Annotated in this window: 10 protein-coding genes and 1 tRNA gene; 6 read left to right on the top strand and 5 right to left on the bottom strand. The window is 55.4% G+C overall.

Annotated elements, in window-relative coordinates; genetic code table 11:
• Positions 1-178: 178 nt before the first annotated feature.
• Positions 179-1006: a bifunctional DNA-formamidopyrimidine glycosylase/DNA-(apurinic or apyrimidinic site) lyase gene (gene mutM, locus JO972_RS15875; RefSeq protein ID WP_309491070.1), complete on the bottom strand. Its 828-nt coding sequence runs from the start codon at positions 1004-1006 to the stop codon at positions 179-181.
• Positions 1007-1109: 103 nt separating this feature from the next.
• On the opposite strand from mutM, the gene JO972_RS15870 reads away from it, so the two are divergent.
• From JO972_RS15870 to JO972_RS15860, 3 genes are all read left to right on the top strand, one after another.
• Positions 1110-3371 (top strand): hypothetical protein, encoded by a 2262-nt coding sequence (locus tag JO972_RS15870; protein WP_309491069.1) that lies wholly within the window; start codon positions 1110-1112, stop codon positions 3369-3371.
• 131 nt (positions 3372-3502) lie between these two features.
• A complete protein-coding gene (locus JO972_RS15865; protein ID WP_309491068.1) occupies positions 3503-3964 on the top strand; it encodes a low molecular weight protein arginine phosphatase in 462 nt (153 codons plus the stop codon).
• A gap of 26 nt (positions 3965-3990) precedes the next feature.
• On the top strand, positions 3991-5118 hold the full coding sequence (locus JO972_RS15860; RefSeq protein WP_309491067.1) for a phosphotransferase enzyme family protein: 1128 nt from the start codon (positions 3991-3993) through the stop codon (positions 5116-5118).
• Positions 5119-5130: 12 nt separating this feature from the next.
• Here JO972_RS15860 and JO972_RS15855 read toward each other — a convergent pair whose 3' ends face one another.
• The 3 genes from JO972_RS15855 to JO972_RS15845 all read right to left on the bottom strand — a co-directional run bounded on the left by JO972_RS15855 (position 5131) and on the right by JO972_RS15845 (position 9111).
• Positions 5131-6435, bottom strand: a complete 1305-nt coding sequence (locus JO972_RS15855) for a DUF1552 domain-containing protein (protein ID WP_309491066.1) — start codon at positions 6433-6435, stop codon at positions 5131-5133.
• A gap of 11 nt (positions 6436-6446) precedes the next feature.
• Entirely contained in the window at positions 6447-8813 is a 2367-nt protein-coding gene (locus JO972_RS15850; protein ID WP_309491065.1) for a DUF1592 domain-containing protein, read from the bottom strand.
• 225 nt (positions 8814-9038) lie between these two features.
• Positions 9039-9111 (bottom strand) — tRNA-Lys (locus tag JO972_RS15845).
• Positions 9112-9514: 403 nt separating this feature from the next.
• Between JO972_RS15845 and nusA the strand changes: the two genes are divergently transcribed.
• From nusA to rbfA, 3 genes are all read left to right on the top strand, one after another.
• Positions 9515-10822, top strand: coding sequence for a transcription termination factor NusA (nusA, locus tag JO972_RS15840; protein WP_309491064.1), 1308 nt, complete (start codon positions 9515-9517; stop codon positions 10820-10822).
• Between the two features lie 108 nt (positions 10823-10930).
• Entirely contained in the window at positions 10931-13063 is a 2133-nt protein-coding gene (infB, locus tag JO972_RS15835) for a translation initiation factor IF-2 (RefSeq protein ID WP_309491063.1), read from the top strand.
• A gap of 35 nt (positions 13064-13098) precedes the next feature.
• Complete coding sequence (gene rbfA, locus JO972_RS15830) at positions 13099-13470, top strand: 30S ribosome-binding factor RbfA (protein ID WP_309491062.1); 372 nt, start codon at positions 13099-13101, stop codon at positions 13468-13470.
• An 87-nt stretch (positions 13471-13557) separates the two neighbouring features.
• On the opposite strand, the gene JO972_RS15825 is transcribed toward rbfA, so the two are convergent.
• Positions 13558-13812: a hypothetical protein gene (locus tag JO972_RS15825; RefSeq protein ID WP_309491061.1), complete on the bottom strand. Its 255-nt coding sequence runs from the start codon at positions 13810-13812 to the stop codon at positions 13558-13560.
• Positions 13813-13850: the final 38 nt, after the last annotated feature.

The following is a 13850-nucleotide window of genomic DNA, read 5'->3' as shown; positions in this document are numbered from 1 at the left end:
GGGAGAGCAAGACTTGCAATAATGAAGGAAGAAGCTAAACAAGAAGTGTAACCTATGTGGTCGGTTTGTTAGTAACCCATGTGCCAGTTCATACCGGGCATTCCTGCGCATCGGAAAGAAGGCTAGCAGGCCCAGCGACCTTAGCAATTAGCCGATCTCTTCCAGCTTCGGGCGACCTCTAACTCTGGCACTTCGGGCAGTAGAAGGTGGAACGATTGGAGATGACCACACGTTTGATCGGGCTCTGGCACTGGTGGCAGGGCTCGCCTTCACGACCGTAAACGTTGAGCTGCTGTTTGAAATAGCCGGGTTTTCCCTCTTCGTTGACGAAGTCACGCAGGGTGGTGCCGCCTTGTTGGATGGCTTCCGCCAAGACATCGCGGATATGCCCCACCAAGGTGGTCAGTTTCGCCTGGCTGACACGACCCGCTTTTTTGGTCGGCCGAATGCCACTGCGGAACAAGGCTTCACAGGCGTAGATGTTGCCTACTCCGACCACCACATGGTTGTTCATGATCACTTGCTTGATGCTGGTTTGACGGCCACGGGCGGCATCGATCAGCACGGCAGGAGTGAAGTCTCCCTCCAGCGGCTCTGGCCCCAGGCGGTTGAACAGGGGGTGACTGTGGATATCGCCATCTTCCGCCGCGTGCCAGAGCACGGCGCCGAAGCGGCGAGGGTCGTGAAGCCGCATTTCCATGCCATTGCCGCCACTGAGTCGGGCAATGAAGTGGTCGTGTTTGCGCAGTTCTGTCTCTTTGGGACAAATGCGCAGACTGCCCGACATCCCAAGGTGCAGGATCAGTGTGCCCCGCTCGGATTCCACCAGAACATACTTCGCTCTCCGGCGCACGGCGGTGATTTTCTGTCCTTCGAGGGCGAGCACGCTGTCTTCCACTGGCCAGCGCATGCGGCGTTCGCGCAGCTCAAGGCTGTCGATGGTGCAATCGAGCAGATAAGGTTCGATGCCGCGGCAGGTAGTTTCGACTTCGGGTAATTCAGGCATGGTGTTGTGATGTTAGGAGAGGGGGATCCGGCTCGTTGAATCAAGCCTTCTGATACATTCGATGATAAAAAATCATCAGCTTTGTAATTGTAATAAAGCCACCATGCCCGTAGATCTTGGGCGTATGAAGCGCAAATATATATTGATTCCTTTGGCTGCAGGCGCAGTCGCGTTTACCGCGTGTAAGGACAAAACAACAACCTCCTCCTCTTCTTCCAGCGATAGCGGCGCTCCCGCTAGCCAGACAGATACCCCCACACCAGCAGGCCAGCCCATCCAAGCATCCGCCACCGCTGCCGAGCGTGCGGCCGTTATGGGCTTCGCCAAGAATCTTCCCAAGGACCTCGTTTCCTACGAGGGTGTTTACAACGGCCGCAAGGCATTTGAAGAACTTCTGAAAACGCCCATCGGTGAGTTCATTCTCGAGCGCATGGCCGACGAGGGAGTCTCGCTCGAAGACCTCGCCGAAAACGAGCAGATGGCCAGTCAGTTAGCCGCCTACAGTGAGGAATACTTCATGGCTTACGGCAAGGGCACCCCGGAAACCTTCAAGGTGGGGATGCAGTTCTTGGAACGCGCTTTCTTCTACGGTGCTCGCACCGGTATCTTCGCCGCCGATGCCATGGTGCGCGAAAACGGAGATTTCAATCCGGAGTCCCCCAAGGTCTTTCTCGATGGTCCGCTGAAAGGCGCCCCCAAAGAGCTCATCGCCATGTTCGATGAAGCTGAGATCCCTGTGGTCTACCAAGGATACAAAATTTCTGATGCGGATTCCCGTGATATCGCTGCCGGTGAAATGCAGGACGGCATCAGCATGCTGGGTATGGTCGAAGGGGCTTCCGAGGCCATCACTATTAAACGTGGCGACGCGGAGTTCTCCGGTTACAAAGTTTCCGGCGCCAAGCTCGTCCAGCTGCTCGAAGCCGAGGAAGATGGAATGGCTCAAATCGAGCAGATGATCGATGCCACAGACATCACCGCTTTCAAAGCCGCTCTCACCAAGAAGGACCTAGTCGTCGTTTCCGGCGTCATTGGTGACTACGTCATGATTTTCGTCGGTCAGTCCGAAGACGATCTGGTGCTGGTGGACCAAGCTGAAGACTCGGTCTGCGCCAACGAGAAGATGGCGTTCTTGGACGGTTTTCTCGATAAGGACATTCTGATTGCCGGCTACAGCGATTCGAAATTGATCGATCAAGGCAGCAGCCTGTCGGGGATCGGTTACCGTTTGCTCAGCTCGCTGGCCAAAGGCGCCGGTCAAGGGCTCAGCGAGGCCTCGTCACTGGGTGATACCCGCGACGTGGAAGCACTGCTGGAAAGCCTTGCCGATCAAGGTGAGAAGCTCGCGGCGCTGTTCACCGCCACCGATGCCGGCTACGTGGCCTTCATCGAAGATGGCGTGAAGATGGAATCCTTCGGCGGTCCGGGTGCTCCGGCGCTGGACCTTGGGGAAACGCACAGTCTGGCTCCGCTGGAAACCGGCGAGAATACGGTGATGTTCGCGAACTGGACTGACAACGAGGACTACAACCAGAAGGTGATGGAATACATCGATACCCTCGGTGAGACCAGTTACTTGGTGACCAAGCGCATTGCGGCTCTCGATATCGACGATGGTGACTTCCGCGATTTCAAGCAGGGCGTGGACATGTTTGATAGCAAATTCCGCAGCGATGCTTTGGAGCTTTGGAAAGCCCTCCGTGGTGATCTCGCCAATGGTCTCGGCGCCGAGTCCGCTCTGGTGATGGATGTCAACGGCACCTTCCCCAAAGTTCCCGATGTCCCCAAAGCCATCCTCGACAACGGGAAGACCCCGCGTCTGGCTTACGTGAGTCAAGTGGCCGATCGCTCCAAGCTTCAGGCTTCCTGGTCGCGACTCAACACATCCGCCGAAAACATCCTGAAGACCATCAGTGAGATGTCCGGTAATGAGATCCCGATGCAGGTGCCGATGAGCAGTGAGAAGAACGATCTGAAAACCTGGTTCATTCCGATCCCATTCCAGAACGATGACTTTGTGGCATCTGTTTCGGTAAGTGACGAGCTGTTCTTTGCCTCCACTTCCAAGACCTTCTCCGAAGGCCTGGCGGAACGCTTCAAAGCCGGTGGTGGCACCGAGCGCAATGGCGCATGGTTGCACGTTGATTTCAAAGTGCTGAACAAGTATGCCAATGACTGGCTGACACTGGTGTCCGACAATGCGGAGACCGCATTCCCGAACGAAAGTGCTCGCGAAGACTTCGTGGAAAACAAACCCAAGATCGAAAAAGCGATCAAGGCGCTGGGCACTCTTGAGAAGTTGAGTGTGCACACCCGCAGCGAGGGTGGTCGCACACGGATTTCTGCCCACTTACAGGCGAAGTAAACTTGTTAAACTAATATTGTCTTTTACGGCGGGGCTTGCCAATTTGGTGCAGGCCCTGCCGTTTTCTTTTGATTAATTACCACCCCGTGGTCATCCCATGATGCACGGACAACCACACCCGCTTTATTGACATGAAATCTGTTCTCTTTGTTTGCACTGGAAATACCTGCCGCAGCCCGATGGCTGAAGGCTTGCTGAAGGCGGCCCTGCCGAAGGGTTCCGACGTGCATGTCAGCTCCGCCGGAGTGGCCGCCATGCCCGGCCAGAGTGCCAGCCGCGAAACGGCCGTGATCCTTAAGAAGAAAGGCGCTGCGCTCGATCGCTTCAAAAGCCGTCAGCTCGATGCCACGATCTTGGAGCAGACCGATCTGGTCATCGCTCTGAGCAGCTCACACGCTGATATGGTGAAGCGCAGTGCTCCGGAATTTGCCCAACAGGTGAATCTACTCACTGATTTTATCGATCCGGAAGAGGGGCTGCAAGGTGTCGATGTGCCGGATCCATTCGGCATGAATAGCGATGCCTACGAAGAGGTTGCCGAGGTCATTGAACTCGCCATCCCCGGTATCCTGAGCGCCGTTGAAAAGCTCTAATCGATTTCCCTTTCCCTATTCCCAACATGATAGAAAACGACAGCCATATTGAAGAAATTGCCAACGAGTTCGCCATCGCCGGTGAGTTCCTAACTGGTGAGGAGGTGGACAGTGGTCACATCAACTCGACCTACATGGCCAGCTTCAAGAAGTCGGACGGACGCATTGGTCGTTACATTTTTCAACGCATCAACGAGAACGTCTTCAAGGACCCTCTGGCGGTGATGCGCAATGTGGAAATGGTGACCCGACACATCAACTGGAAGGTGATGCGGGTGAAGAAAGACATCGGCGGTCAGACGCTGAACCTTTACCCGGCCCGCGGTGGTCGCTTTTATGCCACCGGCGAAGGTGGTGGCATCTGGCGCTGTTATAACTTCATCGAAGGTTGCCGGACCTACGACATCGTGGAGAACACCCGTCAAGCCTATCAGGCGGCTCACGCCTTTGGCTCGTTTCAAGATCTGGTCAGCGATATTCCCGTGGAGGACATCAAGGAAACAATCCCTGATTTCCATAATACGCCAAAACGCTACGCCCGCCTGATGGAGGTAATCGCCCAGGACACACACGGCCGCGTTGCCGGTGCGCAAGAGGAGATTAATTTCATCAAATCGCGCGAAAATATCGTCTCCAAACTGCTCGATCTGAAAGACGCCGGTGTGCTGCCCGAACGGATCACCCACAACGATACCAAGATCAACAATGTGATGATCGATATCGAAACCGACGAAGCTGTCTGCGTGATTGATCTCGATACCGTGATGCCCGGCCTGTCGCTTTACGACTTTGGCGACATGGTGCGCACGGCTGTTAGTCCCGCCGCTGAGGACGAACAAGACCTCTCCAAGGTCGAAATGCGGATGCCGATGTTCGAGGCTTTGGCTGAGGGATACATGGATTCCTGTGACTGCCTGTGCAAAGCCGAAATCGAAAACCTAGCCTTCGCCGGAAAGCTGATTTCTCTGGAAACAGGGATCCGTTTCCTAACCGACCACCTCGAGGGGGATGTCTATTTCAAGACCCATCGCGATCAGCACAACCTCGATCGCGCCCGCACGCAGCTCAAACTTGTGGAGAAGCTGGAGGAGCAGAAGGAGAAGATGGAGGCGTTCGTTAAACGTCTCAGTAACGCCCGCTCATTTCATTCCTAAGCGCAGCGACTCCTAACCCAGAGCTTGGATGGTCTTGCTCTGGGTGCCATTGAAGTCAGGGCTCTGGATGCCAAACTTCTGACCAATCGTGTAATGCAGATTGGATAGGGGTTGGGCTGGCAGTTTGACGTGTCGGCCTTGTTTTAGCTGTCCTTGGCCGCCTCCGGCAAGGAGCACGGGGAGGTCGTTTTTCTTGTGGCCATTGCCATCTTTCATGGCAGAGCCGTAGAAGACGATGGAGTTGTCGAGAAGATTGGAGCCACCTTCATCGATGGATTTCAAGCGATTGATCAAGTAGCCAAATTGCTCGACATACCAGCGACTGACGTGGGTGTATTGGGTCACCGCTTCCTGCCGTTCTTTGTGGTGGGAGATGCCGTGGTGGTCGCCGGTGACTCCATCAATGAAGCTGAAGTTCTGTCGACTGAAACCATGCGCCGTCATCAGAGTGCAGACGCGTGTGGTATCGGTCCACAGCGCCAGCACCATGAGATCCATCATCAAGCGCAAGTGAACATCACGCTCGCGGGGGATTCCCATCGGTGGCGCGGCGAGATCGCGTTCGCTGGGCACGCTGTGCGGTGTCCAGTCGGCCTGCTTGGGGTCGGTCACCCGTTCCAGCTGCACTTCCACAGAGCGCACGCTTTCGAGATACTCATCGAGCTTTTGCTGATCCAAGGAGCTGGCCTTTCTGCGGATGGCCTTGGCGTCCTCGAGCACCAGGTCCACCACGCTCTGGCGTAGTTCCGCTCGGCGCACGGCTTCGGCTCCTGTTTTGTTTCTAAACAAGCGATCGAATGCCACCCGCGGGTTGATCTCGGGAGAAATTCGCGTTGTAGGTGAGCTCCACGAGACGGTGCTGGCGATGGAAATGGCATTGCCTCGCACACTGCCTTGACGCGGTGGCTCGGTGCCTAACACCAGGGATTCATAAGCGGTGTTGCCGCCGATCTTTTTGGCGATTTGCTGGTCGATGGACATCGCCGCTTTACCGTTCTTGATGTTCACTCCGGTGAGGAAAGCGGAGGTCATTTGGACGTGGTCTCCGCCCACGGTGTTGTTCAGTCCGGAGACCACCATGAACTCATCGCGCAGCTCCTTGAGTGGTGCGAGGATGGGGGAGAGCTGATAGTTGGCTCCCGTGCCTTTGACGTCCCACGCCTTGGGGTAAACGCCATTGGGCTGAAACACGCTGAGGTATCGCAGCGGGGGCTTTTTTTCCGTAGAGCCTTTGCCGCTAACAGCAGCCATGATTTCCAGCTGGGGAAGTGCAATCATTGCACCCATGCCTCGCAGCATACGTCGTCTTGAGATCATCCAAGGTTTGTTCATTGTTCGGTGCTTTCTGGCTTGTTGTTTTTGTGGAGGAAGGGGTAACTCAACACGATTTCCTCGATCAGGGTCATGGCGTTGTAATTGTTCTTTTCGAGCGCGCCGGTGATCCGGCGCAGTGGAGCTTCGTCGTAGGTTTCCACCTGTCGCCCAAGAGCGAAGGCTAACATTTGTTCGGAGAGGTTGCGAATGAATGGTTCCTTGCGCTCTTTGACCAGCCAGGCTTTGAGCTCGGCGGCACCGTCGAACTGGAATCCGTCGAGCTCGCCTGAGCTGTCGATCGGCTGGCCGCCGGTTTCTTTTCTGCGAAAGCGGCCAATGGCGTCGAAGTTTTCCAGACCGAAGCCAATCGGATCGATCTGATCGTGGCAGCTGGCGCACTGCTCTTGTTTGCGATGCTGTTCCAGCTCCTGACGCAGGGTGAGTTTGCCGTTCAGCCCGGCATTGTCAGCGAGCTCCGGCACATCGGCAGGGGCCTCGGGGATGTGGTCTCCCAAGAGGGTCTCCGCCACCCAGACGCCACGCAGCACCGGGCTGGTGCGAGTGGGTGTGGAGGTCGCGGTGAGCACGCTGGCCATACCGAGCAGGCCGCCACGATGGCGATCGCTCAGGTTCACCGGCCGCATGTGGCTACCTTGAACGCCCTCGATGCCATAGAGCTTGGCCAGATCGTCATTGAGGTAGGTGGCGCGCGTGTCGAGCAGTGTCAGCAGGCTGTTGCCATTCTTCAGTAGATGTTCGAAGGTCAGCACGGTTTCCTGTTTCATCGCTGTGGCCAGAGCGGTGTTGAATTCCGGGAAGATTTGGCTGTCGGGAATGACGCTCTCGCCAAGGGAGTTGAACCCCAGCCATTGACCGAGAAAGGCGTTGCTGAAGGCTCTGGATTTGGGGTTCTTGATCATCCTTCTAACTTGCTGACGGAGCACTTGCGGATCGTGGAGCTGTTTCTTTTCAGCGAGTTCAAAGAGCTCGTCGTCAGGCATCGACATCCACAGGAAATAGGAAAGCCGCGACGCAATCTGGTAATGGTCGAGCTGGAATTCTCCGTCACGCGCGTCGGCCGGTGCCAGTTCGTTGCGGTAGAGGAAATGGGGCGAGACGAGAACCGCCGTGAGTGCCAGATTGACCGCTCCTCGGTAGCTCTCACCCTTGGTCTTGGCGTGCTGGTAGATGCCGTAATACTTGTTGGCAACCGCACCGCTGATCGGGCGGCGTGCGGCGCGTTGGACGAAGCGTGTGATAATTCGTTGAGCCGCCTGGTCCTCGCTGAGTTGATCGCCGGGTTGCACATGATACACCAGCGAGGCGTCCTTAGCTTTTCCGAGACTTGCCGGCCCCTGAATCTTGACCCAATCGATAGCCACAGCCCCGGCAAATTTGATGCGTTTTTTACCCTTCGGTTTCCGCTGAGGCACCATGTTGAAGGCGATCTGATGCGACCCCTTGGGCAGGAAGACTTCGATGGTCTGGACCGATGGGGATTCGTCGGTGAAGTGGAAATCTCCCTTCGGCTGATCGTTGATCCGCATGCGGGCAATGCCGCGCTTCGTCACCGAGCTAAAACCGCGCACTTTAATACGATACCTTCCATTCACTGGGATTTCGATGGCGTTGTAGAGCGTCATTTGGCCAACTCTCAGCTGGTAACCGTGTAGTTTGCCATCGGCGTAAGTGCCGGTGGGCACTTTGGATTCGGTCATGAACATCGCCTCGCTCTCCAGATGGATGTTCGCCGGTTCGAGTGTGTCCGAGGTCAATGCCTCGAGAGCTCCTTCAGCGGCGGTGAAGTATTTCTCGATGGTGGTCGGCGTCATGAAGAGGTTGTCGCGATCGGTGGTGAAGCCGCTGTTTCCTTCGCCGTCATCAGTGAAAATATACCCCGGCTGAAAATCGGCGCCGAGCAGGTCGCGCATGGTGTTATTGTATTCCGTCTTCGTCAGGCGGGGGATGGTGACATGCCCGGCATTTTTCACCTTGGTCCAATCGATTGAGTTCAGCTCCTTGTCCAGCCAGCTCACCAGTGCGGCCCGCTCCTTGGCGCTTGGCAGTGGGTCTTTGGTCGGCATTTCCTCGCTGCGAATTTGCTCCAGCACCTCCAGCCAGAGCTTGCGATCTTTGAAAATCGATTGGGGCGATTGGTAAGGCGTCAGATCTAAGTCGGCCTTGAGTTTCTTGCCTTCGCCGTGACAGCGGTAGCAATACTCCTTGAGCAGTGGCTGAATGTCCTGCTGGTAAGTCAGCGCCTGTGTGGAGTCTTCCGCGCTGAGCACCGTGGGCAGGAGTGTCATGCAACCGGCGAGCAGGGCCGGTGGAAGCTTGGGGAATGGAATCATCAACGACAAAGGAGGTTTAATGATAAGCATACCTCGTTGGGCATCCATTCATTTCACCAAAGTGATCTGATGTCGGGCTTCCGAGCTGTCTGCTTGGTTTCATGCGTCAGCTACCTCTGCCATCGACCGCTGGGCGGTAGGGTGGGGGCATGCCAGGCCCTCTTCAAATCGGCTCCCTGTATGGCCTAAGAAGCGGGGGCTGAGGCGTTAAAAGGAGAAAGCCCTTGAGCGGGTTGCTCAAGGGCTTTCATAAAGTACGCAGACTGGGACTCGAACCCAGGACCAATTGGTTAAAAGCCAACTGCTCTACCAACTGAGCTATCTGCGCTTTGTTGGGTTTGTGCTTTGCTTCCCGTTCGGGCCGCTCGGCGGCGGCAAAATACGTACACGCTGAGATTTCGCAAGATTTATTTTGCCTGAAATGCATTATTTTTTCCGGCATTGTTTCTGACCTGTTGAAAATGAGTGATCTGGGGAAATTATTTTTTTTGGGCGGACGAGACGATTTTCGAGTTCGGCGGGGAGAAAGAAATAGATTCTACTTGTCAGAGCGCCGATAAGCATCTATGGCTCTGCCGCATCAGCTCTACGAACGCTCGGGGGTGGGTCATCTGACCCACTCTTTTGTGTCTCAGGGTAACACCTCCAAGGGGAGCTCCCTTTCCGAGTGAATCATCGAATCGAGATTCACTTTTTTCAGACTAACATCCAATCACTGCCAGAAACAAGCCATGACCAACGACATCGTCGCTCTCATTGACTACTACGAGAAAGAAAAGGGCATCGACCGCGACAAGGTCCTTGCTGCGCTCGAGTTCGCCTTTATTTCCGCCTATCGCAAGATGGTTCCGGGAGCCGATGCCATCGAAAAGATTCGTGCCGATGTGGATACCAAAAAAGGCGACACCGTGATCTTCGCGGGGCTGGAAGTGGTGGCCGATGACGATTACGTCGATAAGTTTAACGAAGTGCCTCTTTCTCTGGCACAGAAGAGCAAGCCGGATGCCGAGCTGGGTGACACCGTTGATTTCAACGTCACTCCCAAGAACTTCGGCCGCATTGCTACCCAGACTGCTAAGCAGACCATGATGCAGCGCCTGCGCATGGCTGAGAAGGAAATGATCTATGACGAGTTCAAGGATCGTGCCGGCGATATCGTTAGTGGCACGGTGCGTCGTTTTGAGAAAAGCGATGTGCTCATCGATCTTGGCAAGTTTGAAGGTCGCATCCCATCGCGTGAGCGTGTGGTCACTGAGGACTACAATGTGGGCGACCGCATCCGTGTCTACGTGGTGGCTGTCGAAAACGAAGCTCGCGGACCTGAAATCATTCTTTCCCGGAGTCACCCGAACTTCGTGCGTCGCTTGTTCGAATCCGAAGTCGCAGAAATCGCCGACAACACCGTGGAACTTCGCGGTATTGCCCGTGAAGCCGGTTACCGCACCAAGGTGGCCGTTGGCAGTAACGATGAAAAAGTCGATCCCGTCGGCGCTTGTGTCGGTCTCCGTGGAGCCCGCGTGAAAAACATCGTTCGCGAACTCAATAACGAAAAAGTCGACATCATCCGCTGGTCGGACGATCCTGCAACCTTCGTGGCCGATGCTCTCAAGCCGGCTAACATCCGCACCATCAAACTCGATAAAGAGAACAAGGTGGTTTCCGTCACCGTTGATGAGGAGGAACTCAGCAAGGCCATCGGTCGTCGTGGCCAAAATGCCCGTCTGACTGCGAAGCTGATGGGCTGGGATGTCCAGGTCAGCAAGGACGAAACCCAGCACGAGCAATTCGAAGCCCGTGTCGGTGATGCCGCATCCTCTCTGGCTGATCAACTTGGTCTCGATGCCGCGATGGCCGAAAAACTTTTCCGCGCCGGTGGTGCTACCGCCGAGCTTGTGGCCCAGATGCCAGCCGAATACATTGCTGCCGCTCTCGAGGTTTCCGAAGGTGAAGCCGAAACCATCCTGAGCAAAGTGGTGGTAGAAGACGCAGCACCTGCGACCACTGACGAAGCAGCAAGTGAGGAAAAAGCAGATGCCTAAGCATTGCACCTCCCTCCAAGACAGGTTATTAAATCTAAAAACAGCAGGACTTCAGAGTCCTTATCCAATCCTTTAAAAAACACCCTTCCTACCCAATAAATACCCAGCATGGCAGATTCCAGCGATAAACCGAAAAAATCCAAAGACGTTCTTAATCTCATCGATGACAATCCTGGGAAGAAGATCTCTCGTAGAGAGCGCCAGCGTATCGAAGAGGCGTCCAAGGTGAAAAGCGTGGATGATCAGAAAAAGGAAGCTCTGGATATTTTTGAAGACGAAGGCACGAAGAAGAAAACTTCGGTCATTAAGAAAAAAGGCGGTTTGCACAAGCAGATGCCGACCATTTCCAAGATCCTCGATCCTGTCGACGAGTTCGCTGCTTCCAAGTCCGCAGCTGGTGCCGAGTCCTCCGGGGCTGACGCTGGTTCCGACGACCAGGAAAAAGTGGCCGAGGTGAAAGAAGGCAAGGTCATCACGATCAAACCTCCGATCGTCGTCAGTGATCTCGCCGATCTGATGGAGCTGAAGTCCTTCCAGTTGATGGCGGACCTCATCAAGCTCGAAGTCTTCGTGGCTCCTCATCAAGCGATCGAACCTGAGATTGCTGAGAAACTTTGTGAGATGCACGGCTTTGTGTTCGAGCGCGAGAAGCGTGAGAAAGGTGGCGGTGTTCACAAGGAGAAGAAAAAAGTCAAAGAGCCGAAGGCCGTGGAACACGAGCCAGAGGAAAAACTCGAATACCGTGCCCCGATCATTACCTTCATGGGTCACGTTGATCACGGCAAGACATCGCTTCTGGACTACGTGCGCAAAAGCCGCGTGACCAAGGGCGAGGCAGGTGGAATCACCCAGCACATCGGTGCTTACCACGTCGACCACCACGGCCACCCGATCAGTTTTATCGATACCCCAGGTCACTCGATTTTCACCGAAATGCGCGCCCGTGGCGCCGACGTCACCGATATCGTGGTGCTCGTGATTGCCGCCGATGATGGCATCATGCCTCAGACCAAGGAGGCGATTGAGCATGCGAAGAAATCGGAGAAAACCATCATCGTTGCCATTAACAAGTGCGACATGCCTGGTGCCGACCCGATGCGTGTGAAAACTCAGCTGATGGAGCACGGCTTGCAGCCTGTTGACTTCGGCGGAGAGACCGAATGTGTGGAAGTTTCCGCCGTCACTGGTCAGGGAATGGAAGATTTGCTTGAGCTCATGGCTCTGCAGGCAGAAGTGCTGGAGTTGAAAGCCAACCCACGTGCCAACGCCCGTGCCGCCGTCATCGAAGCGAGCGTTCAGCCCGGTAAGGGACCCACCGCCACGGTCATCGTCCGCGCCGGCACCCTGAAAACGGGAATGCCATTCATCTGCGGTCCTTATGCCGGCAAGGTGAAGAGCATGTTTAACGATCTCGGCGAGCCTGTGAAAGAAGCTGGCCCTGCCATCCCTGTGGAGGTCATCGGCTTCGCTGAACTGCCTCACGTTGGTGATGAACTGGTTCAGATGAAAACCGAGAAGGCTTCGAAGAAACTTTCCGAAGAGCGTTTGCAAGCCAAACGCAATGACCGTCTGCAACGTCCTAAGATGAGCCGCATGGAGGATCTGATGTCCATGGTTCAGGGCGATAACAAAGCTCAGCTCAACATCATCCTCAAAGGCGATGTGCAAGGTTCCGTGCAGGCGATCGAAAACGCCGTCAACGATATCAAGAGCGACAAGGTGGAGCCCCGCTTCATCAGCTCCGCTGCCGGTGCCATCACCGAAAGTGACATCCTCATGGCCAGTTCCTCCGGAGCGGTTGTGTTAGGCTTCAACACCAAGGTGGAAGCGAAGGCAGTAAAGGCTGCCAAGAGCGAAGGTGTGCAGATCAAGCTGTTCTCCGTCGTTTACGAACTTCTCGATACCGTGGAGGAAGCCATGCTCGGTCTGCTCGATCCGATCACCCGCGAAACCATCATCGGTCACGCCGACGTCAAGCAGGTGTTCAAGGTCCGCAAAGGTCGCGCCGCAGGTTGTATCATCAAGGATGGTAAAGTTTCCCGCACCGCTCACGCTCGTGTGCTGCGCGGCAAGGTTCCAGTCTTCGATGGCAAGATGTCTACTCTCCGTCGCCACATGGATGAGGTCGATGAGGTCAAGACAGGTATCGAGTGTGGTATCCGTCTCGGTAGCTTCGACGAATACGAAGAGGGCGATGTCATCGAGTGCTACATCCTCGAGAAGATCCCACAGACGCTGTAGTCGGAAGATCGGATTAAATCTTAATTATTGATACCGTGAGCCAGAGACTCGATAGAATCAACGCATTGCTTCGCCGCGAAATCAGCACCATCGTGCAGCGCGATTTCGAGTTCCCTGGCTTGCTGGTCACCGTCAGCGAGGCAGAGATCACTCAGGATCTACGCGAAGCCAAGGTGTTCATCAGTGTGCTGGGCGGCAAGGCCGAGCCGGTGCTGGAACAACTGGCGCAAAAGCGCGGCTTGATCCAAAGCCGCATCGCCAAGCGCGTGGTGCTTCGCTGCACTCCGATTCTCGATTTCCGCGTCGATAACTCTGCCGAGCGCGGGGTGGAAATGGTCAACATCCTCGAGGAGGTCGATAAGCTTCCCAAGGCACCGCCTGAGGAAGACGAAGATGAGGCCAAGTAAGCCGCCTAGCGTCGCAAGCTTGAAGCGCCTACGAACAGCACGGACCAACGACCGAATCACAACGCAGCCAGAAAACGGCTGCGTTTATTATTCTTCCAGCGATTCCGGTAGGGTGCAGAGAAGTTCCTGGTAGCGGTTCTGATCAAAATCGCGCTTGTCGATATACATGCGGTTGGTTTCGTCCGCGAGACAGAGGGCAATCGCTTCAACCGCTTCGTCGGGGCTCAGGCCTTCCTGTTCAACAAGCCGGGTGTAGGTGACTTTGACGTAGGGCGTCTCGGCCGATTCGATTTGCTGCTTAACAGCGGGAAGCAGGGCATCGATCAGTGACTCGTCATTCATAGGTATAGTTTAGCTGGAAATAGCCACTGGCGCAATCT

Origin of the sequence: Oceaniferula flava (genome assembly GCF_016811075.1) — a bacterium.
Taxonomy (GTDB): Bacteria; Verrucomicrobiota; Verrucomicrobiia; order Verrucomicrobiales; family Akkermansiaceae; genus Oceaniferula; species Oceaniferula flava.
This window is presented reverse-complemented; position numbering and strand designations above follow the sequence as displayed.

What these genes read in the sequence shown, in the direction of transcription:
- JO972_RS15870 (WP_309491069.1), top strand. Translation starts at nt 1,110, where the DNA reads ATGCCCGTAGATCTTGGGCGTATGAAGCGCAAATATATATTGATTCCT.
- JO972_RS15865 (WP_309491068.1), top strand. Translation starts at nt 3,503, where the DNA reads ATGAAATCTGTTCTCTTTGTTTGCACTGGAAATACCTGCCGCAGCCCG.
- JO972_RS15825 (WP_309491061.1), bottom strand. Translation starts at nt 13,812, where the DNA reads ATGAATGACGAGTCACTGATCGATGCCCTGCTTCCCGCTGTTAAGCAG.
- nusA (WP_309491064.1), top strand. Translation starts at nt 9,515, where the DNA reads ATGACCAACGACATCGTCGCTCTCATTGACTACTACGAGAAAGAAAAG.
- infB (WP_309491063.1), top strand. Translation starts at nt 10,931, where the DNA reads ATGGCAGATTCCAGCGATAAACCGAAAAAATCCAAAGACGTTCTTAAT.
- JO972_RS15855 (WP_309491066.1), bottom strand. Translation starts at nt 6,435, where the DNA reads ATGATCTCAAGACGACGTATGCTGCGAGGCATGGGTGCAATGATTGCA.
- JO972_RS15860 (WP_309491067.1), top strand. Translation starts at nt 3,991, where the DNA reads ATGATAGAAAACGACAGCCATATTGAAGAAATTGCCAACGAGTTCGCC.
- mutM (WP_309491070.1), bottom strand. Translation starts at nt 1,006, where the DNA reads ATGCCTGAATTACCCGAAGTCGAAACTACCTGCCGCGGCATCGAACCT.
- JO972_RS15850 (WP_309491065.1), bottom strand. Translation starts at nt 8,813, where the DNA reads ATGCTTATCATTAAACCTCCTTTGTCGTTGATGATTCCATTCCCCAAG.